Source organism: Modestobacter sp. DSM 44400 (genome assembly GCF_900107175.1).
Taxonomy (GTDB): Bacteria; Actinomycetota; Actinomycetes; order Mycobacteriales; family Geodermatophilaceae; genus Modestobacter.
Genome location: NZ_FNOZ01000019.1, coordinates 39,793 through 58,534 on the forward strand (window position 1 = coordinate 39,793; position 18,742 = coordinate 58,534).

15 protein-coding genes and 1 pseudogene are annotated in these 18,742 nt (G+C 73.8%); 5 read left to right on the top strand and 11 right to left on the bottom strand.

What is annotated here, in order from left to right:
* Nucleotides 1–75: 75 nt before the first annotated feature.
* From BLW04_RS13295 to BLW04_RS13315, 5 genes are all read right to left on the bottom strand, one after another.
* Entirely contained in the window at nucleotides 76–492 is a 417-nt protein-coding gene (locus BLW04_RS13295) for a 3-aminobutyryl-CoA ammonia lyase (protein ID WP_091541725.1), read from the bottom strand.
* Nucleotides 489–1,247, bottom strand: a complete 759-nt coding sequence (locus BLW04_RS13300; protein WP_091541728.1) for a lysine 5,6-aminomutase subunit beta — start codon at nucleotides 1,245–1,247, stop codon at nucleotides 489–491. Before BLW04_RS13300 ends, BLW04_RS13295 begins: the two co-directional genes overlap by 4 nt.
* Nucleotides 1,240–2,829, bottom strand: coding sequence for a lysine 5,6-aminomutase subunit alpha (locus tag BLW04_RS13305; protein ID WP_091541731.1), 1,590 nt, complete (start codon nucleotides 2,827–2,829; stop codon nucleotides 1,240–1,242). Before BLW04_RS13305 ends, BLW04_RS13300 begins: the two co-directional genes overlap by 8 nt.
* A gap of 100 nt (nucleotides 2,830–2,929) precedes the next feature.
* The gene (locus BLW04_RS13310; RefSeq protein ID WP_091541735.1) at nucleotides 2,930–4,459 is read right to left on the bottom strand and encodes an amidohydrolase; all 1,530 of its coding nucleotides are present in this window, start codon (nucleotides 4,457–4,459) and stop codon (nucleotides 2,930–2,932) included.
* Nucleotides 4,456–5,490, bottom strand: coding sequence for an L-erythro-3,5-diaminohexanoate dehydrogenase (locus BLW04_RS13315; protein WP_254781505.1), 1,035 nt, complete (start codon nucleotides 5,488–5,490; stop codon nucleotides 4,456–4,458). The genes BLW04_RS13310 and BLW04_RS13315 overlap by 4 nt, the downstream gene beginning before the upstream one ends.
* A 137-nt stretch (nucleotides 5,491–5,627) precedes the next feature.
* Here BLW04_RS13315 and BLW04_RS13320 point away from each other — a divergent pair, with 137 nt between their 5' ends.
* The 3 genes and pseudogenes from BLW04_RS13320 to BLW04_RS13330 all read left to right on the top strand — a co-directional run bounded on the left by BLW04_RS13320 (nucleotide 5,628) and on the right by BLW04_RS13330 (nucleotide 9,092).
* Nucleotides 5,628–6,992 carry a KamA family radical SAM protein gene (locus tag BLW04_RS13320; protein WP_091541739.1) on the top strand — a complete coding sequence of 455 codons (1,365 nt, stop codon included), beginning with the start codon at nucleotides 5,628–5,630 and terminating at the stop codon, nucleotides 6,990–6,992.
* Between the two features lie 132 nt (nucleotides 6,993–7,124).
* A pseudogene (locus tag BLW04_RS13325) lies at nucleotides 7,125–7,633 on the top strand (GNAT family N-acetyltransferase).
* A gap of 16 nt (nucleotides 7,634–7,649) precedes the next feature.
* Complete coding sequence (locus BLW04_RS13330) at nucleotides 7,650–9,092, top strand: lipase maturation factor family protein (protein WP_091541742.1); 1,443 nt, start codon at nucleotides 7,650–7,652, stop codon at nucleotides 9,090–9,092.
* Nucleotides 9,093–9,095: 3 nt separating this feature from the next.
* Here the strand turns inward: BLW04_RS13330 and BLW04_RS13335 are convergent, their stop codons facing one another.
* On the bottom strand, nucleotides 9,096–9,965 hold the full coding sequence (locus BLW04_RS13335; RefSeq protein ID WP_091541745.1) for a lysophospholipid acyltransferase family protein: 870 nt from the start codon (nucleotides 9,963–9,965) through the stop codon (nucleotides 9,096–9,098).
* Between the two features lie 436 nt (nucleotides 9,966–10,401).
* On the opposite strand from BLW04_RS13335, the gene BLW04_RS13345 reads away from it, so the two are divergent.
* Complete coding sequence (locus BLW04_RS13345; RefSeq protein WP_091541754.1) at nucleotides 10,402–11,247, top strand: hypothetical protein; 846 nt, start codon at nucleotides 10,402–10,404, stop codon at nucleotides 11,245–11,247.
* A 15-nt stretch (nucleotides 11,248–11,262) separates the two neighbouring features.
* On the opposite strand, the gene BLW04_RS13350 is transcribed toward BLW04_RS13345, so the two are convergent.
* From BLW04_RS13350 to BLW04_RS13360, 3 genes are read right to left on the bottom strand one after another with little or no spacing between them, the layout of a single operon-like run.
* Entirely contained in the window at nucleotides 11,263–12,384 is a 1,122-nt protein-coding gene (locus BLW04_RS13350; RefSeq protein WP_091541758.1) for an Rv2578c family radical SAM protein, read from the bottom strand.
* Nucleotides 12,385–12,437: 53 nt separating this feature from the next.
* Nucleotides 12,438–12,929, bottom strand: coding sequence for an Lrp/AsnC family transcriptional regulator (locus tag BLW04_RS13355; protein ID WP_254781507.1), 492 nt, complete (start codon nucleotides 12,927–12,929; stop codon nucleotides 12,438–12,440).
* Nucleotides 12,904–14,049: a M24 family metallopeptidase gene (locus BLW04_RS13360; protein WP_254781509.1), complete on the bottom strand. Its 1,146-nt coding sequence runs from the start codon at nucleotides 14,047–14,049 to the stop codon at nucleotides 12,904–12,906. Before BLW04_RS13360 ends, BLW04_RS13355 begins: the two co-directional genes overlap by 26 nt.
* Before the next feature lie 90 nt (nucleotides 14,050–14,139).
* Between BLW04_RS13360 and BLW04_RS13365 the strand changes: the two genes are divergently transcribed.
* Nucleotides 14,140–15,060 carry a 5'-3' exonuclease gene (locus BLW04_RS13365; protein WP_091541881.1) on the top strand — a complete coding sequence of 307 codons (921 nt, stop codon included), beginning with the start codon at nucleotides 14,140–14,142 and terminating at the stop codon, nucleotides 15,058–15,060.
* A gap of 4 nt (nucleotides 15,061–15,064) precedes the next feature.
* Here the strand turns inward: BLW04_RS13365 and BLW04_RS13370 are convergent, their stop codons facing one another.
* Both BLW04_RS13370 and BLW04_RS13375 read right to left on the bottom strand, forming a co-directional pair.
* On the bottom strand, nucleotides 15,065–15,775 hold the full coding sequence (locus BLW04_RS13370) for a DUF4333 domain-containing protein (RefSeq protein WP_091541768.1): 711 nt from the start codon (nucleotides 15,773–15,775) through the stop codon (nucleotides 15,065–15,067).
* Between the two features lie 97 nt (nucleotides 15,776–15,872).
* A complete protein-coding gene (locus BLW04_RS13375) occupies nucleotides 15,873–18,710 on the bottom strand; it encodes a DEAD/DEAH box helicase (protein ID WP_091541772.1) in 2,838 nt (945 codons plus the stop codon).
* Nucleotides 18,711–18,742 lie beyond the last annotated feature (32 nt).

The window sequence follows — 18,742 nt, forward strand, 5'->3', positions numbered from 1 at the left end:
GAAGCACCGGGGGCTGCCGGTTCGTACCGTTACGCAACCGTTACAGCTGGTGTACCGAACGACCGTCGGCGCAGGTCAGGCCGGATCAGGCCCGGCGGGGACGACGAGGGCGGCCACTGCCTCTACCACCCGCAGCGGTGGGTTGAGCACCGTCGCCGCCGAGGCGCCGCGGTCGGGCTCGGCGCGGGCGACGACGTCGGCCCAGCAGCGCAGCTCCCGGCTGCGGCGACCGACCCGCACCACCTCGCAGGAGGCCTCGAGCACGTCACCGGCCTGCACCGGGGCGAGGAACCGGATTTCGGAGTAGCCGGCCAGCAACCCCTCGTCGCCGTCGGTGCGGATGGCCACTTCGGTGGCCACGTCGCCGAACAGGCCCAGCGTGTAGGCACCGTCGACCAGCGAGCCGCCGTAGTGGGCGTGCGCATAGGGCACGTACCGGCGGTGGGTGACGGTCAGCCCGAGCCGGGCGTCGGTCGGGGCGGGGTCGGTCATGCGGGGGCCTCCTGGGAGTCCGGGGACGGGACGAGGGCGTGCACGAGGTAGCTGGCGACCTCGCCGGGCGTCGTTCCCCGGCCGAAGACCTTGTCCACGCCGAGGTCGGCCGCCATCGCCGGGTCGAACCGGGGGCCGCCGACCACCAGCAGCGGCCGGGACTCCCCCATCGCCTCGCGGAAGGCACCGGCCAGCTCTCGGGTGTTGCGCAGGTGGGCGTCCTTCTGGGTGACCACCTGGGAGACCAGCACCGCGTCGGCCTTCGCCGTCCGGGCGGCGCGGACCAGTTCGGGCACGCTGACCTGGGCGCCGAGGTTGGCGACCTGCAGCTCCCGGTAGTACTCCAGGCCCTTCTCCCCCGCGAAGCCTTTGAGGTTGAGGATGGCGTCGATGCCGACGGTGTGGGCGTCGGTGCCGATGCAGGCGCCGAGCACCACCAGGCTGCGCCGCAGCCGGGTCTTCACCGCGGCATTGACCTCACTGGGCGACAGCAGCGGGTAGGGCCGCTCCTCGACGTGCACCTCGGCCAGGTCGACCAGGTGCTGGACGCTGCCATAGACGACGAAGAAGGTGAATGCGGTGCCGATCCCGGTGCTGTGCACCACCATCGCCGGCGAGATGCCCATCTTGGCGGCCAGTTGTAGCGCTGCGCCGTCGGCCTGCGGCCCGGGGGGCACCGGCAGCGTGAACGACGTCTGCACCATGCCGTCGCCGGTCGTGTCACCGTAGGGACGGATCACGGTCCCCTCAGACACCGGCCGGCTCCTTCGCCTCGGCCAGGAGCTCCAGCGCAGGGTCGTAATGGTCGGCGGCCTTGCGGAACACGCCGTCCAGGCCCTTGCCGCCGTCCGGGCGGCGCTTGGTGATGCCGAACGTGCCGTCGGCGATGGCCTGGATCAGGCCCTGCGGGTGGTCCGCGATCCGTTCCAGCAGCTGTAACGCCTCGGTTAGCACGGTGTGCGCGCGGGCGTCGATGAACCCGCCCGGCTGCGGGGCGAAGTCCTCGGCCAGGTTGCCGGCCGCATCCAGCACGTAGCGGACGTTGCGCAGCGCCAGGTCCCGGTCGGACAGCCACGGCGTGACGACGGCCTCGGTCATCATCCCCACCAGCAGGATGCCCTGGCCGGTGAGCGCCCCGGCCAGGTTGAAGAAGCCGTCGAGCAGGTAGCCGCGGAACACGTCGCCGGTCATGTGCTTGGTCGGCGGCATCCACTTCAGCGGGGCGTCGGGGAACAGTCCGCGGGCCAGCAGGGCGTGGGCGAGCTCCAGCCGGAAGGATTCCGGCCGGTCGGGGTCGATCTCGAAGGCGTGACCCAGGCCCAGCTGCCAGTCCTCGAGCCCCGCCTCGTGCGCGAGCCGTTCGTTGAGCAGCTGACTGACGGTGACGGTGTGCGCCTCGTCGACGGCGTCGGCGGTGGTGAGGTAGTTGTCTTCGCCGGTGTTGATGATGATGCCGGCCCGGGCGTGCACCATCCGGCTGAACCGCTGGTCGACGAAGGTGCGCTGCGGGTTGATGTCGCGGAAGAGGATCCCGTACATCGCGTCGTTGAGCATCATGTCCAGCCGCTCCAGCCCGGCCAGGACGGCGATCTCGGGCATGCACAGCCCGGAGGCGTAGTTGGTCAGCCGCACGTAGCGGCCCAGCTCCACGCCCACCTCGTCCAGCGCGGCCCGCATCAGCCGGAAATTCTCCCCCGTCGCGTACGTGCCGGCGTATCCGGTGCGGGTGGCGCCTTCGGGCACGTAGTCCAGCAGCGACTGGCCGGTGGAACGGATCACCGCGATCACGTCCGCCCCGGCGCGGGCGGCGGCCTGGGCCTGCGGGATGTCCTCGTAGATGTCGCCGGTGGCCACGATGAGGTAGATCCACGGACGGCGCGGCGGGTCGCCCAGGGTGGCCACCAGCTCCTCCCGGCGGGCCCGGTTGGCGTCGATCCGGGCGATGCCGGTGCCGACCGCGGCGCGCGCGACCTCGCGGGCCCGGTCGGCCTCGGCCCCGGTGGGCACGGTGAACCGGGCGGTGCCCGCGCCCACCTGCTCGGCGAGCGCGGACAGCGATGGCGCCGTCCCGTTCGCGAGCGCGTGCCAGACCGGCAGCGCGACCCCGGACTCCAGCCCGACCTGCTCGCGGACGGCGTCCACCACGCGGTTGACCCAGGGCACCTCGCCGTCGCCGAGCACCGGGTCGGTGCCGGTCAGACCGGCCAGCCGCAGCACGGCCCGCTCGACGGACACGGTGGTGTGCGCCTTCGCCAGGTCGACCACCGGCGCGGCAGCGCGCGTGGCGAGCTCCCGGGCGCGCGCGACAAGCACCGGGTCCAGCGTCAGGCCGCTCACGCCCGCCACCCGTTGGGCAGAAATGGCCATTTCTGCCCGTCCCAGCGGACGGCCCCGTTCGTGCTCGACGCAGAAATGGTCATTTCTGCGAAGTTGGTGCTCATCGCATCTCTCCGATCGGTTCGCCGGCGACCAGGAGGAGCCGGCAGGTGGGTCGGGCACGCCTCGCCAGGACAGCGGACAGCGTGTCGCTGGTTGCCCACAACGCCAAGGACGCCGGGGCGCCGAGCGCGAGCGGCCCGTCGGAGTGCTCGCGGCGGACGGCGTGCCAGCCGCCGTGACTCGCGGCGTCGAAGGCGTCGAAGGGCCGCAGGCCAGCGCCGGGGGTGCGGTGGTCGACCGCCGCGTACACCCCGCCCCACGGGTCCAGCGGGGTGACCGGGGCGTCGCTGCCGATGGCCACCGCGACCCCGCCGTCGACCAGGTCGGCGAGTGGGTTGCAGGAAACGGCGCGCTCGATGCCCAGCCGTTCGGCGTACATCCCCTCCGCTCCACCCCAGGCGGCGTCGAAGGCGGGCTGGACACTGGCCACCATCCCCCACCGGCGCATCTTCGCGATCGCGTCGTCGCCGACCATCTCCACGTGCTCCAGCCGGTGCCGGCAGGCCAGGACGGCGTCCCGGCCCAGCTCGTCGACGACGGCGCCGACCGCGGTGAGCACCTGGTCGACCGCGGCGTCGCCGATGCAGTGGAACCCGGCCTGCACCCCGGCGGCCGTGCAGGCGCGCAGGTGCTCGACCAGCGAACCGGTGTCGAAGCGCAGCGCCCCGGTGGTCTCCGGCCGGTCGGCGTAGGGGGTGTGCAGGGCAGCGGTGTGCGACCCGAACGCGCCGTCGCAGAACAGGTCGCCGCCGGCGCCGGCCAGCCCGAGGTCGCGGACGACGTCCAGGCCGCCGCGCTCGGACAGCTCGCCCCAGTACCCGAGCACCTGGGGGCCGGGCCCCAGGGTGGCGAGCTCGAGCAGGTCGGTGAGGTCCGCGAGGCTGGAGACCTCCGGGCCGGCCATCTCGTGCACGCTGCCGATGCCCAGCGCCGCGGCGGCGCGCAGGGTGGCCCGCTGGGCGGACCGCCGCTGGTCGGCCGGGACCGCCCCGTAGGCGGTCTGCCGGACGGCGTGGTGGGCGTCCAGCCGGAGCCGGCCGTCCGGGGCGTAGCCGGGCAGGTCGGCGATTCCGGGAACGCGGTCGAGCAGGCCGGTGGACACGGTGGCGGAGTGGACGTCGACCCGGGCCAGGTAGGCCGGCCGGTCGCCGACCACGGCGTCCAGGTCGGCCCGGGTCAGCCCGCGGCCCTCGGGCCAGTCCGTCTCGTCCCAGCCGGTGCCCAGCACCGTGCCGCTGGGACCGGCCGCGGCGTGGGCGGCGACCCGGGCGACCGCCGAGCGCAGGCTGTCCGCACCGTGCAGGTCCAGGCCGGTCAGCGCCAGCCCGGTGGCCGTGGCGTGCACGTGGGCGTCGACGAAGGCCGGGGTGAGCAGCGCGCCCTCGCCGTCCAGCACCCGGCCGGCCGCCGGGGCGTCCGCCGCGGGACCGGTCCAGGCGATCACACCGTCCAGCACGTGCACGGCCCGGCCGGGGGTGTCCCCCACCGTCACGTCGGTGAGCAGCAGGTCCAGGTCGATCAGACTCATCCGCGCACCCGGGGCTCGATGAGCGCCCGCACGCCGCGGGAGCGCCGGTACAGGTCCAGGGCCAGGGCGGCGTGCCCCGGCGTGTAGCCGTTGCCGACCAGCATGGTCACGTCCGACGCCATCCCCTCCGCACCCAGCGCCGCCGCCGAGAAGGAGGTGGCCATGGAGAAGAAGAGCACGGTGCCGCCGTCGGCCGTCGTCAGGACTGCGCCGTGCTCGGCGCCGGGCACGTCGACGCAGACGACGGTGACGTCGACGCACCGGCCAACGGCGGCCGCCACCGCGAGGGGGTCGGTGGCGTCGGCGACGACGACCTCGTCGGCCAACCCGGCCGAACGTAGCGCGTCGGCCTCCTGCCCGTTCCGGACGACGCCGATCAGGCGCCCGGCCCGGGCGTCGCGGGCGGCGGCCAGGCTGAGGCTGCCGGACTTCCCGGCCGCCCCCAGGACGGCGACCGACGGGCGGTGGCCGGCCCGACGGACGACCCGCTCGGTGGCGGCCGGCGCGCCGCAGACGTCCAGGACGGCGAGGGCGACCTCCTGCGGCAGGTCGTCGGGCAGCACCGCGGCGATGGAGCGGGCGAACAGCACCGCCGTCCCGGCTGCGGGGACCTGTTCGCTGCGGCCGTCCCAGCGGGCGAGCCCGTCGGTGATCCGCAGCGGCGTGAGGGTGAGGGAGACCAGGGTGGCGACCCGCTGCCCCGGCCGCAGACCCAGCGGCGAGTCCGGGCCCACCTCGTCGACGACGCCGATCAGCATCCCGCCGGAGCCGGTGACCGGGTTGTGCATCTTGCCCCGCGACTCGACGATCTCCAGCACCGCGGCGCGGACCCGGTCGCCGTCCCCGCCGTGCTCCTCGGTGAGCTGCCGGTAGGACGCCGCGTCGAGGTTGATCCGCTGCACGGCGATGCGCACCTCGTCCGGACCGATCGCCGGGTCGGCGTCGAGCCGCTGGGCCGCCTGGGGCAGCACGCCCGCCGGTTCGAGCACCCGGTGCACCCCGAGGCTGCGCTGCAACGTGCTGGTGGTCACCCGTCATCCCTTCGTGTGCGGCGCTCCCGACACGGGAGAACCTATCGTCAATCTGCTGATACTCCGCAGTTCTTCCCGTAAGGTCGCCGTGTCGCGACGGATGTCCGTCGTCGTCGAGCCGCCTGCGAGGAGTCCCGGTGCTGGAGCAGCCCTACGAGTACACCGCCCGCGCCCTGGTCGAGCCCGACTGGCGTCGGCTGCCCGGGTTCGCCGCGGTGACCGAGGAGCAGTGGCGCAGCGCCCAGTGGCAGCGGGTGAACTGCGTGAAGAACGTCCGACAGCTGCGGGGCGTCTACGGCGACCTGCTCGACGACTCCTTCTACGCCGACGTGGCGGCCGACCAGGCCGGCCGGGCCACCATGTCGCTGCTGCTGCCCCCGCAGATGCTGAACACGATGGTGCCCGACGCCGTCCCGACCGCCGCGGCGATGCTGGCCGACCCGGTGCGCCGCTACATGCTCACCGTCGCCTCCGACCGGCTGCCCGGCCCGGCGGCCAGCCATCCCTACGCCGCCCGCGACTCGCTGCACGAGCACGAGATGTGGGCCGTGGAGGGCCTGACCCACCGCTATCCCACCAAGGTGCTCGCCGAGCTGCTGTCGACCTGCCCGCAGTACTGCGGCCACTGCACCCGGATGGACCTGGTCGGCAACTCCACCCCGGCGGTGCCGAAGCTGAAGTTCGACCTCAAGCCGATCGACCGGCAGGCCGCGATGCTCGATTACCTGCGGGCCACCCCCGGCGTCCGGGACGTCGTGGTCTCCGGCGGCGACGTGGCCAACCTGCCCTTCAAGAACCTCGCCGCCTTCGTGCAGGGCCTGCTGGACGTCGAGTCGATCCGCGACATCCGGCTGGCCACCAAGGCGTTGATGGGCCTCCCCCAGCACTGGCTGCAGCCCGAGGTCCTCGACGGCATGGGCGCGCTGGCGCAGACCGCCCGGGCCCGCGGCGTCTCGCTCGCGGTGCACACCCACGTCAACGCCGCCCAGTCGGTCACCCCGCTGGTGGCCGATGCCGCCCGGGCCCTGCTGGCCGTCGGGGTGCGCGACGTCCGCAACCAGGGCGTGCTGTTGGAGGGCGTCAACGCCACCGCCGGCCAGCTGCTCGACCTCTGCTTCGCCCTCACCGACGGTGCCTCGATCACGCCCTACTACTTCTACATGTGCGACATGATCCCCAGCGCCGAGCACTGGCGGGTCTCGCTGGACCGTGCCCAGACGCTGCAGCACGACATCATGGGCTACCTGCCCGGCTTCGCCACCCCGCGGATCGTCTGCGACGTGCCCTACGTCGGCAAGCGCTGGGTGCACCAGGTCGCCGAGTACGACCGCGAGCGCGGCATCAGCTACTGGACCAAGAACTACCGGACCGGCATCGAGCGCACCGACGACGCCGCCCTGGACCGCCGCTACGTCTACTACGACCCGATCCACACCCTGCCGGCCGAGGGGCGCGCGTGGTGGGCCACCCACGGAAGCCCGGTGCTCGAGCCGGTCGGCTGATGTCCTCCACCGGACTCGCGCGGGAGTCGCCGTCCTCGGCCTTCAGCGTGCGTCCGGGAGCGTCCATGCGAGCTAGGTGGAGGAGACGGCGGGTCAGGTTTCCGAGCACCCGGACGGCGGTAGCCAGCACCGGTGGAACTGCTGTGCACCGACCGGCTGCGGCTGCGTGCCTGGACGGCGGAGCCCGGTGACCTGGACCGGCTGACCGACCTCTACGGCCGGGAGGAGGTCACCCGCTGGCTCGACGGTCCGCCGACCGTGCCCGCCGCCGAGCTGGTGCAGTGCTGGGCAGCGGTGCGCGCATTGGACCCGCTGCACGGCTGCTGGGCGATCGCCCCGCTGGACGGCGGCCCCCCGGCCGGGACGGTGCTGTTCAAGCCACTGCCCGACGGGGTCGGTGAGGTCGAGGTCGGCTGGCACCTGCACCGGACAGCTGGGGCCGCGGGTACGCCACGGAGGCAGCCCGCGCCGTCGTCGACCGTGGCTTCGATGCCGGGCTCCCGGAGGTCTGCGCCGTCGTCCGGCCGGGCAACGAGCCGTCGGTGGGGGTCTGCCGGCGGCTGGGCATGACCCCGCTGGGCCCGTTGGGCCGCTGGTACGACGTCGAGCTCGAGGCATTCCGGCTCACTGCACCGGGCTGAGCACGAGGAGGCAGGGATGGAGTGGCTCGCTGAGCCGGATGCCTGGCTGAGCCGGCTCATGTTCACCCGCGGGCTGGCGCTGGTCTACCTGATCGCCTTCGTCGCCGCGCTGCGCCAGTTCCGCCCGCTGATCGGCACGGACGGGCTCACGCCGGTGCCGCGGTACCTGGCCCGGACGACGTTCCGGAAAGCCCCCAGCGTGTTCCACTTCTACTGGTCGGACCGCTTCTTCGCCGGCTGCTGCTGGGCCGGCATCGTGCTGTCCGCCGCAGCACTGGTCGGGGTGGCCGACCGGTTGCCGCTGGCCGGCTGGATGGTGCTCTGGCTGGCCCTCTGGGCGCTGTACCTGTCGATCGTCAACGTCGGGCAGCTGTGGTACGGCTTCGGCTGGGAGACGCTGCTGTGCGAGGCCGGCTTCCTGGCCGTGTTCCTCGGCCCGGCGCACGTCGCGCCGCCGACGCTGGTCCTGTGGCTGCTGCGCTGGCTGCTCTTCCGGCTGGAGTTCGGCGCCGGGCTGATCAAGATGCGCGGCGACCGCTGCTGGCGGGACCTGACCTGCCTCGCCTACCACCACGAGACCCAGCCGATGCCCAACCCGGCCAGCTGGTGGTTCCACCGGCTCAGCCCCCGCCTGCACAAGGTGGAGACGCTGGCCAACCACGTCACGCAGCTCGTCGTCGTCTTCGGCCTGCTCGCTCCCCAGCCGGTGGCCGGCGTCGCCGCGCTGGTCATGGTGGTCACCCAGGGCTACCTGATCCTCAGCGGCAACTTCTCCTGGCTGAACCTGCTCACCCTGGTTCTCGCGCTGTCGGTCGTCGACGGCACCTGGTACGCCGCGGTGCTGCCGGTCGGCCCGTCCGCGCAGCTCTCCTCCCCCGCCTGGTTCGCCGGGGTCACCGTCGTCCTCACCGCCGTGGTGGTCGTGCTCAGCTGGTGGCCGGTCCGCAACATGCTGTCCCGGCACCAGCTGATGAACGCCAGCTTCACCCGGCTGCGGCTGGTGAACAGTTACGGCGCGTTCGGTTCGGTGACCCGGGTCCGCCGCGAAGTGGTCGTCGAGGCGACCGACGACCCCGACCCGGGGCCGGACACGGTATGGCGGGAGTACGAGTTCCGCGGCAAGCCCGGCGATCCGTACCGCCGTCCGCCGCAGGTCGCGCCCTACCACCTTCGCCTGGACTGGATGCTGTGGTTCGTCGGCATCTCCCCCGCCTACGGCCGGGGCTGGCTGGTGCCTTTCCTGGGCGAGCTGCTGGTCGCCGACCCGGCGATGCTGCGGCTGTTGCGCTCGGCGCCGTACGGCACGCAGCGGCCGGCGTTCGTGCGGGCGCGGCTGATGCGCTACCGCTTCACCACCCGCGCCGAGCGGCGGGCGACCGGCGCCTGGTGGCACCGGGACGAGGCGCGCGAGCTGGTCGCGCCGCTGTCGCTGGACCAGCTGGCCGGCCGGGACCGGTGAGCCTCAGCGGCCCCGACGGGGGCCGACCAGCGCCGCCAGGCGCTTCACCGGGTGCGGCCGCGGCACGTGGACGCGGTGACCGGCGGCGTGCTGGGAGTCGATCCGGGTGGCCTCCTCCGGCGTCGGGGCGGTGCCGCCCAGGTGCGCGGGCACCCACCAGCGGTCGTCGTCCCCGGCCGGCTGGTCGGCGTAGCTGCGCTGCGCCTCGGCGAGCAGGCCTTCCATGGCCGCGCGCGTGCGGCGCAGTACGACCTGCACCTTCTCCCCGGGCTCGGGCACGATCGGCTCCCCGATGAGCACGGTCACCGCGACGCCGCGACGCAGCACCACCTTGTGCCCCTTGGTGGCGATGCGGTGCCCGCCCCAGACCGCCGCGGGCAGGATCGGCACGCCGGCGTCCACGGCCATCCTGGCGGCGCCGGCCTTGAGGTCCTTGACGGTGAACGAGCTGCTGATGGTGGCCTCGGGGAAGACCCCGATGACCTGGCCGTCCTTGAGCGCCCGCACCGCCGCCTCGAACGCCGCGCTGCCGGCCTTGCGGTCGACCGGGATGTGCTGCATGGCCCGCATGAACGGCCCGGAGAACCAGTGGTGGAAGACCGAGGCCTTGGCCATGAACCGCACCAGCCGGTGCTGCGGCAGCGCGCCCAGCCCGAGGAAGGTGAAGTCCAGGAAGCTGACGTGGTTGCTGCACACGATCGCGCCGCCGGAGGCCGGCACGTGCTCCTGGCCGCGGACGTCGAAGCGGAACCGGAAGAGCGTGAAGACCAGCATCGCCAGCCGGACGACGATCCGGTACGGGCGGTCCCGGGGGTCCGGGTGCACTCCGAAGAGGTCCCGGCGCACGACGTCGTGCCAGGTCGCGATGAACATGAGCGGACCCTAACCGGCGCGCTGAACGGTGGCTTGCGCAACGACTTCCCGGCTCGATCGGAGGCTCACCGTGCTGTTCCTTGGGCTCGGGGACCACGTGCGCGCCGGGAGCTCCCCCGGTGTCGGCCGCCCCATCGTCAGCCGGCCCTCGGTGGCCCGCTCCGCCCGGTCGTGCTCGGCGACGGTCTCCCCCTCGCCGCGGCGCGGGGCAGCCTCCAGGGCTTCCGCACTCAGCGGCACCGGGGTGCCCGCAGGGTTAACGACGAGCAGCTTGTCCTCCACGACCGACCCACGGTCCGCAGGTCGGTCCTGTGGTGATCCTGACCGGGGTCCTGGTGGGTGCTGCTTGTCCGCGCCCGGAGGGCGCGTTGTCCTCATCGGGTAGGTGACCCAACAATGTTCGACATTTTGTTGGGCATAACGGTAACCTTCCGTCATGCAACGTGGGTGGCAGCCACCGCTGCCCGACATGCCGGCTCCGCCGGCCGACCGCGCCTGGGCTCGACTGGCCCCGCCGGAGGGCTACGAACCTCAGTGGCGCCGGCTGGTCGAGGCGGCCCTGGCGCAGGATCTGGGCCCCGACCAGCTGGCCGAGACCGGGATGACGCCGCTGGCCGCCGCCCGGAACTGGAAGCCGGCGACCGTCGCGCTCTACAGCAAAGTGGCTCGCTACGGCGGCGTCGGCCTGCCGCTGGCCCGCACCCCGGAGCCGGAGCCGCTGACCCTGGAGCTGCGGCCGCTCACCGAGGTGCGAGGTGAGGCCCCCGAGCACCTGCGTGCGGTGGCCTGGTGTGCCCTCGCGCTGGGCTGGCCGGCGACGGTCGGCCAGTTCCGCGCCCTCCGCCGCGACGAGGTGCACCCGACCACCCGGCGGCTGCTGGTGCACACCGACGACGGTGAGTGGTCGGTGCCCGGCGCGCTCACCGCCTGGCACGCGTGGGAGTCCGTCCGGGCCCGGTTCCCGGCCCTGGCGGCGAGCCCGTGGGTGTTGCCGGCGCTGCGCCGCGGGCCCGGCGTGGACAGCCGGGTCGGCGGGCAGCTGTCGACCCAGGCGCTGCAGGTGACCTTCGCCAAGCACGCCGTCCGGACGGCGCTGCACCTGCGGGCCACCGCATCCGCTCGCCGTCGCGAGGCCGTCGAGGGCCTCGCCGCCGACTACCTCACGTTGTCCTATGACTCCTACCGTCGGCTGGCGTTGGCTGCGGGCGCTCCCCCGGTGAGCCCCCGCGGCGCGGTGCGGGCGCTACGCAGCGTCAGCCGGGCGGCCCGGCTGGCCGGCTGAGGGAGGCGCTCGCGGTCAGCACAGCGACAGTTGCTCGGGGACGGGCGGACCGGGCGGGTCGGCCCCAGGCCGTCGAACGGGGAGGCTGCCGGCGGGGAACCCGGCCGACTCGTCGCCGGGCAGGCCGGTGTCCGGCGATGCGCTCCCCTCCCCCGCCGCGCCGACACCACGGGCCGAGCCGCCGCTCTGCCGGTCCAGCCCGTGCCGGGCCATGATCGGTGGCACTCGGCGGGCCAGCCAGCTCCGGTACTCCGCCGGCACGTAGGCGCCCCGCCCGTACAGCGTCTTGTAGCGGGACACCAGGGCCGGGTGCTCGCGAACCAGCCATGCGGTGAACCACTCCCGGGCGCCCGGGCGCAGGTGCAGGGGAAGCACCGTCACGCCGGTCGCTCCGGCCTCGGCGATCGCGCCGATGGCAGCCTCGAGATGGCCGAGGGAGTCGGTGAGCCCGGGCAGCACCGGGGCGAGGAACACTCCGCACGGCAGGCCCGCTCCGGTGATCGCCCGGACCAACTCGAGCCGGGCGTGCGGCGTGGGTGCGCCGGGCTCCAGGGCGGCGTGCAGGTCGTCGTCCCAGATGGCCATCGAGACGCCCATCCCGATCGGCACGTCGCGGGCCGCGGCGACCAGCAGCGGCAGGTCGCGGCGGGCGAGCGTGCCCTTGGTGAGGATGGAGAACGGCGTTCCGGAGCGGGCGAGGGCGTTGATGACCCCGGGCATCAGCCGGTACCGCCCCTCCGCGCGCTGGTAGGGGTCGGTGTTGGTGCCCAGTGCGACGTGCTCGCGCCGCCATGACGGGCGGGCCAGCTCGCGGCGGAGCACCTCGACGATGTTGGTCTTGACCACGATCTGCTGGTCGAAGTCGGCGCCGCTGTCGAGCTCGAGCCATTCGTGGGTGCTCCGGGCGAAGCAGTACACACACGCATGGCTGCAGCCCCGGAACGTGTTGATGGTATGGCCGAACGGCATGGCCGAGCCTTTCGGGACCGCGTTGAGCGCGCTCTTGCAGCGCACCTCGTGCAGCGTCAGCCCCGGGAACTCCGGCACCTGCAGGCTGCGCAGCAGCCCCCGGACGTCGGGTAGGCCGGGCAGGGTCGACGGCTCGTCGAGGTCCAGCCGTTGCGCATCCCACCGCATGCCTCCATCCGAACACACGTTCGATCGGATGTCGACCGCCCGGGTACGCCAGGTCAGAGCGGGGGCCGGTTCTCGTAGTACGTCGAGAGGACCACGGTGGTGCGGGTCGTCACGTTGGCCGCGGCCCGGATGGCGGCCAGCAGCGCCTCCAAAGCGTCGGGCGAGGCGACCCGGATTTTGAGGATGTAGCTCTCCACCCCGGCCACCGAGTGGCAGGCCTCGATGGCGCTCAGGTGGGCCAGCCGGGACGGCGCGTCGTCGGGCTGGGCCACGTCGATCGGGGTGATCGACACGAACGCGGTCAGCGGCAGCCCGACCGCCTTCGCGTCGACCGTGGCGGCGTACCCGGTGATCAGGCCGCGCTGCTCGAGCCGGCGGACCCGCTGGTGCACCGCCGACACCGACAGGCCCACCCGGTCGGCGAGCTCGGTGTAGCTGGCGCGACCGTCCCGGGCCAGCGCGCTCAGCAGGGCCCGGTCGACGTCGGCGGCCGGCGGCGGGCCGCCACCGGACGGCGGCTCAGCCGGGGAGTTCGACGAGCTCACGCGGCCCCCCGTTGAGGTTCCGGACACCATCATCGGTGCAGACCACGATGTCCTCGATCCGGGCGCCGCAGCGGCCGGCCAGGTAGATGCCGGGCTCGACCGAGAAGGCCATCCCGGGCTCCAGCGGCAGGTCATTACCGGCCACGACGTAGGGCGCCTCGTGGGTGTCGAGCCCGATGCCATGACCGGTGCGGTGGATGAAGTGCTCGCCCCAGCCGCCCTCGATGATCACGTCGCGGGCCACCGCGTCGATCTGCTCGCAGGTGACCCCCGGGCGCACCGCGGCAGTGGCCGCCTCCTGCGCCTGCTGCAGCACCGCGTACCACTCCGCGACATCGGGGGCGGCAGCACCGCCGACGACGTAGGTGCGGGTGCAGTCGGAGCGGTAGCCGGTCGCGGTCTCTCCGCCGATGTCGACGACCACCAGGTCACCGGCCTGCACGACCCGGTCGGACAGCTCGTGGTGCGGGCTGGCGCCGTTCGGCCCGGAGCCGACGATGGTGAAGTCGACGGACACGTGCCCCTCGGCCAGGATCGCCGCCGCGATGTCGGCGCCCACCTCGGCCTCGGTGCGCCCGACCCGCAGCCAGCCGGCCATGGCGGCGTGCACCCGGTCGATGGCCGCGCCGGCCAGCGCCAGCTCCTCGACCTCGGCCGGGGTCTTGACCATGCGCAGCCGGTCGATGACCGGGCTCGCCAGCTCGAGTGCTGCGCCGGGCATCGCCCGCTGCACGCCCAGCGCGTGCTCGGCCCACGTCCGGTTGCCCACCGCGATCCGGGTCGGCCTGGCGCCCAGGCGCGCGGTCACCGCCTCGGCCAGCCGGGCGAAGGCGTCGTCGGTCTCGTCCCAGGCCAGCACCTCCAGGCCGAGCGCGCCGGCTGGGGAGGCCTCGACCATGGGCACTTCGAGCCGGGGCACCACCAGCAGCGGTTCCCCGCGACGCGGGACGGCCAGCGCGGTCAGCCGCTCCATCGCGTGCGCCGAGTAGCCGCACAGGTAGCGCAGGTCGGAGCCCGGCGTGACCACCAGCAGGTCGACGCCGAGCTCGTCGGCGACCGCCCGGGCGGCGTGCACGCGATCGATCGACACCAGGAGCGAGGAGGAAGGGGCTGCGACCACGTCGGCAGACTAACCACGGGAGCCGACGAGTCGGGGCGTCGTCACCGACTCGTCACCAAGCCGGCCCGTTACCTTCCTCGCGTGACCACGATGCTCCTCGACGCGGCGAGCCTGTATTTCCGGGCCTTCTACGGGGTGCCGACCAGCGTGACCTCCCCCGACGGGCGGCCGGTCAACGCCGTCCGCGGCTTCCTGGACATGACCGCCCGGCTGATCGGCGCCCACTCCCCCGAGCGGCTGGTCGCGTGCTGGGACGACGACTGGCGGCCGGCCTTCCGGGTCGCGGCGCTGCCCTCCTACAAGGCGCACCGCGTCGCGGCCGAGGGCGGCGAGGAGGTGCCCGACGAGCTCGGCCCGCAGGTGCCGGTGCTCGTCGACGTGCTCGCGGCGGCGGGGCTGGCCCGGGTCGGGGCGCCCGGCTACGAGGCCGACGACGTCATCGGCACGCTGGCCACCCGGGCCCGCGGGCCGGTCGACGTGGTCACCGGCGACCGGGACCTCTTCCAGCTGGTGGACGACGCCCGCGGCGTGCGCATCCTCTACACCGCCCGCGGCGGCATCAACGACCTGGACGTCGTGGACGAGTCCGCAGTGGCCGAGAAGTACGGCATCCCCGGGCGCGCCTACGCCGACTTCGCGGTGCTGCGGGGCGACCCCAGCGACGGGCTGCCCGGGGTGTCCGGCGTGGGCGCCAAGACCGCGGCCGCGCTGATCAACGCCTTCGGGTCGCTGGCCGCCATCCGCGAGGCCGCTGCCCGCACCGCCGTCCCGACGGCCCCGCTGACCGCCGCGGTGCTCAAGAAGCTGCACGCGGCCGGCGACTACCTCGACGCCGCCCCCGCGGTCGTCGCGGTCGTCACCACGATCGACCTGCCCCCGGTGGACGGCGCTCTGCCCCGCAGCCCCGCGGACCCCGACGCGCTGGCCGCCCTGGCCGAGGCGCACGGGCTGCAGAACTCCGTGCGCCGGCTGGGCGCGACCCTGGGCTGGGCGCCGGACGTGCTGGGATGAGCGGTCAGCCCGCCGACCACGTGTAGGCGGCATCGTCGCCGGTGATCGTGATGGTGATCGTCACCGGGTCGCCGTCGGCGGTGGTCCCCGAGCACTGGTAGGTACGCCCCGGCTCGACGGTCATCTGGTCGTCGCAGCGCAGCGCGACCGGGACACTGTTCCGCTCCTCGAACTGGCCGGCGACGTCGCGCTCCACCGCCCCGGGGTCGAGGGCCTTCCCACGCAGCACCGTCGGCACCACGACCAGCACGATGATCAGCAGGGCCAGGACGGTCAGCCACAGCCACGTCCGCTTCTTCCTCCTGGTCGGCTGCGGCGGCTCCCCCCACCCACCCGGCTGGCCGTACTGCCCGTACTGCGGGGGCTGTGCGTACTGCGGCGGTCCGTACTGCGGCGGTCCGTACTGCGGCTGGCCGTACTGGCCTTCCCCGTACTGCTGGCCGTACTGCTGGCCCGATCCGTACTGGCCGTAGGGCTGCCCGTACTGGGGCTGCTGCCCGTAAGGCTGCCCGTACTGGCCTGGGGGGCCGAACTGCGGTTCCTGCCCGTATCCGCCGGTGCCCGGGGGCGGGCCGTACTGCTGGTCGGGCTGTGGCGGCGGGTACGCCCGCGCGGGGTCCTGCCGGCCCCACCCGGTAGCGGGCGGCGGGACGGGCGGCGGGCTGACCGGGCGCACGTCGTCCCGGTCGTCGTCCCCGTGCGGCGGGTGGGTCATCGTCGCTCCCTCGGCGACCCGGTCCGGTGCTGGCGTCCGGATGCCGGGCGCAGCGATTGTGTCCTACCTGCCCGGCGGGCGGTGCGCAACCGACCCTTCAGCCGCTGACCGCCACCGCCACCACGCCCCGCCGCACCCGGCCCACCGCGGCCCGGGCAACCCTGGCGAGCGACTCGTCGGCGACCTTGGCCAGCTGGTCGAGCAGGTCGACGAGCTGGCGGGCCCAGCGCACGAAGTCACCGCCGGACAGCTCCGTGCCCGCCTGCTCGGCACCGGCGAGCACCCGGTCCAGCGTCTGGCCGTCGGCCCAGCGGAAGGCCGCCCAGACGAAGCCGAGGTCGAGGTCGCGGGTCAGCGGCACCTCGTGCTCGACCTCGACGTCGGCCAGCCGGGCCCGGACGCGGCGCATCTCGGCGAGCGTCCCGGCCACCTTCCCGGCCGGGACGGCGGGCAGCCCGGGCGCCTCTCGGCGGGCCTCGAAGACCAGCGTGGAGACGCAGGCGGCCAGCTCCGCCGGCGTCAGCCCGCGGAAGACCCCACCGCGCAGGCATTCGGTGGTGAGCAGGTCGGTCTCGGACCAGATACGGGCCAGCCGACGTCCGGCGTCGGTGACCAGGGGTCGTTCCTCGACCGGCTCGTCCGGCGCCGGCTCGGATGCCGCGCCGGCCGCCTCCGGCACCAGGTAGCCCAGCTCCTCGAGCACGTCGCAGGTCCGGTCGAACTGGCGGGTCAGCGACCCGGTGCGCTCGGCCATCTGCCGGTGCAGTGCCTCGGCGGCACGCAGCTCGCGCAGCCACCGTTCGGCGGCCCGCACCCGCTCCTCCCGGTCGGGCAGCCCATGCACCGGGTGTGCCCGCAGTGCGTGCCGCAGGTCGCCCAGCACCGGGTCGTCCGCGGCGGCCGAACGGCCCTTGGTGCGCCGCGCGCCGAGGTCGTTCTCGACCCGCGCCGCCCGCAGCGTGGAGGCAAGGTCGCGGCGGGCGTGCGGGCTGCGGTGGTTGAAGTTCTTCGGTACCCGCACGCGGGCCAGCGCGGTCACCGGCGAAGGGAAGTCGACGGCGGACAGCCGGCCGGCCCACCGGTCCTCGGTCAGCACCAGCGGCCGCGGCTCGACGAGCTCGGTGACGCCGGGGTCGAGGACGACCGCCAGCCCCTGCCGGCGGCCCGACGGCACCCGGATGACGTCGCCGGCGCGCAACGCGGCCAGTGACTCGCTGGCTTCCAGTCGGCGCTTGGCCTGTGAGTCGCGGGACAGGGCCTTCTCCCGCTCGGAGATCTCCGCGCGGATGCGCGCGTAACCGGCGACGTCCCCGGCGTCGGAGTGCATCTCCCCGGCCAGCCGCTGCGCGTCGGCCTCGTGCCGGGCGGCGGAGCGCGCCAGGCCGACCACGGAGCGGTCCACCTGGAACTGCGCGAAGGACGACGCCAGCAACTCCCGGGCCCGGGCGCGGCCGAAGGAGCCCACCAGGTTGACCGCCATGTTGTAGCTCGGCCGAAACGAGGAGCGCAGCGGATAAGTGCGGGTGCTGGCCAGCCCGGCCACCAGCGTGGGGTCGACGCCGGGCGCCCAGACGACGACCGCATGCCCCTCGATGTCGATGCCGCGGCGGCCGGCCCGGCCGGTGAGCTGGGTGTACTCCCCCGGTGTGACGTCGACGTGCGCCTCGCCGTTCCACTTCACCAGCCGCTCGAGCACCACCGACCGGGCCGGCATGTTGATCCCCAGCGCCAGGGTCTCGGTGGCGAACACCGCCTTGACCAGCCCGCGGACGAAGCATTCCTCGACGGTCTCCTTGAAGACGGGGACCAGCCCGGCGTGGTGGGCGGCGAACCCGGCGAGCAGGCCCTCCCGCCACTCCCAGAACCCCAGGACGTGCAGGTCCTCTTCCGGCAGCGACCCGGTGCGGCGGTCGATCACCTCGGCGATCGCCGACCGCTCGGCCTCGTCGGTCAGCCGCATCCCCGAGGCCAGGCACTGGTGGACGGCGGCGTCGCAGCCGTTTCGGCTGAACACGAACGTGATCGCCGGCAGCAGCCCGGCCCGGTCCAGCCGTTCCACGACCTCGGGCCGGCCAGGGGGCCGGTAGCGCGACTTGTGGCTGAAGCCACTGCGCGCGCCGCCTCCGCCGGACCAGGCGTCGTAGCGGCGCTCCTGCTCCTTGACGTAGCGGACCAGTTCGGGGTCGACGACGGCCGCGCCGCGTTCGCGTGTGGACCGGCCGCGCGGGGTCTCATCGAGTTCGGCGGCGTGCGCCGCCGGGCGCAGCGCGAACAGGTCGAACACCCGGGAACCCACGAGCATGTGCTGCCACAGCGGGATCGGCCGGACCTCGCTCACCACGACCCGGGTGTGGCCGCGGACGGTGACCAGCCACTCGCCGAACTCCTCGGCGTTGCTGACCGTCGCCGACAGCGACACCAGCGCGACCGAGTCGCGCAGGTGGATGATCACCTCCTCCCACACCGCGCCGCGGAACCGGTCGGCGAGGTAGTGCACCTCGTCCATCACCACGTAGCCGAGGTCGGCCAGCGCCGGGGAGTCGGCGTAGAGCATGTTGCGCAGCACCTCGGTGGTCATCACCACCACCGGAGCGTCGCCGTTGATCGCGTTGTCGCCGGTCAGCAGGCCGACCTTCGCCGGGCCGTAGCGGTCGACCAGGTCGGCGTACTTCTGGTTGGACAGCGCCTTGATCGGGGTCGTGTAGAACGCTTTGCGACCCTCGCTGAGGGCCTTGTGCACGGCGAACTCGCCCACCACGGTCTTGCCGGCCCCGGTCGGGGCGCAGACCAGAACGCCAGCGCCCTCCTCCACGGCCTCGCACGCCTCGACCTGGAACGGGTCCAGCGAGAAGCCGAGGTCGGCGGTGAAGCCGGCGAGCGTGGGGTGGCGGGTGCGCCGCCGCGCGGCTGCGTACCGCTCCGCCGGGCTGGACATGACCCAACCGTAAGCGCAGGCACCGACACCGC

Bases quoted from the DNA above. Each gene is read 5' to 3' on its own strand.
- BLW04_RS13365 (WP_091541881.1), top strand. From the start codon at position 14,140: ATGCTCCTCGACGCGGCGAGCCTGTATTTCCGGGCCTTCTACGGGGTG.
- BLW04_RS13295 (WP_091541725.1), bottom strand. From the start codon at position 492: ATGACCGACCCCGCCCCGACCGACGCCCGGCTCGGGCTGACCGTCACC.
- BLW04_RS13335 (WP_091541745.1), bottom strand. From the start codon at position 9,965: ATGTTCATCGCGACCTGGCACGACGTCGTGCGCCGGGACCTCTTCGGA.
- BLW04_RS13350 (WP_091541758.1), bottom strand. From the start codon at position 12,384: ATGCGGTGGGATGCGCAACGGCTGGACCTCGACGAGCCGTCGACCCTG.
- BLW04_RS13330 (WP_091541742.1), top strand. From the start codon at position 7,650: ATGGAGTGGCTCGCTGAGCCGGATGCCTGGCTGAGCCGGCTCATGTTC.
- BLW04_RS13375 (WP_091541772.1), bottom strand. From the start codon at position 18,710: ATGTCCAGCCCGGCGGAGCGGTACGCAGCCGCGCGGCGGCGCACCCGC.
- BLW04_RS13345 (WP_091541754.1), top strand. From the start codon at position 10,402: ATGCAACGTGGGTGGCAGCCACCGCTGCCCGACATGCCGGCTCCGCCG.
- BLW04_RS13310 (WP_091541735.1), bottom strand. From the start codon at position 4,459: ATGAGTCTGATCGACCTGGACCTGCTGCTCACCGACGTGACGGTGGGG.
- BLW04_RS13370 (WP_091541768.1), bottom strand. From the start codon at position 15,775: ATGACCCACCCGCCGCACGGGGACGACGACCGGGACGACGTGCGCCCG.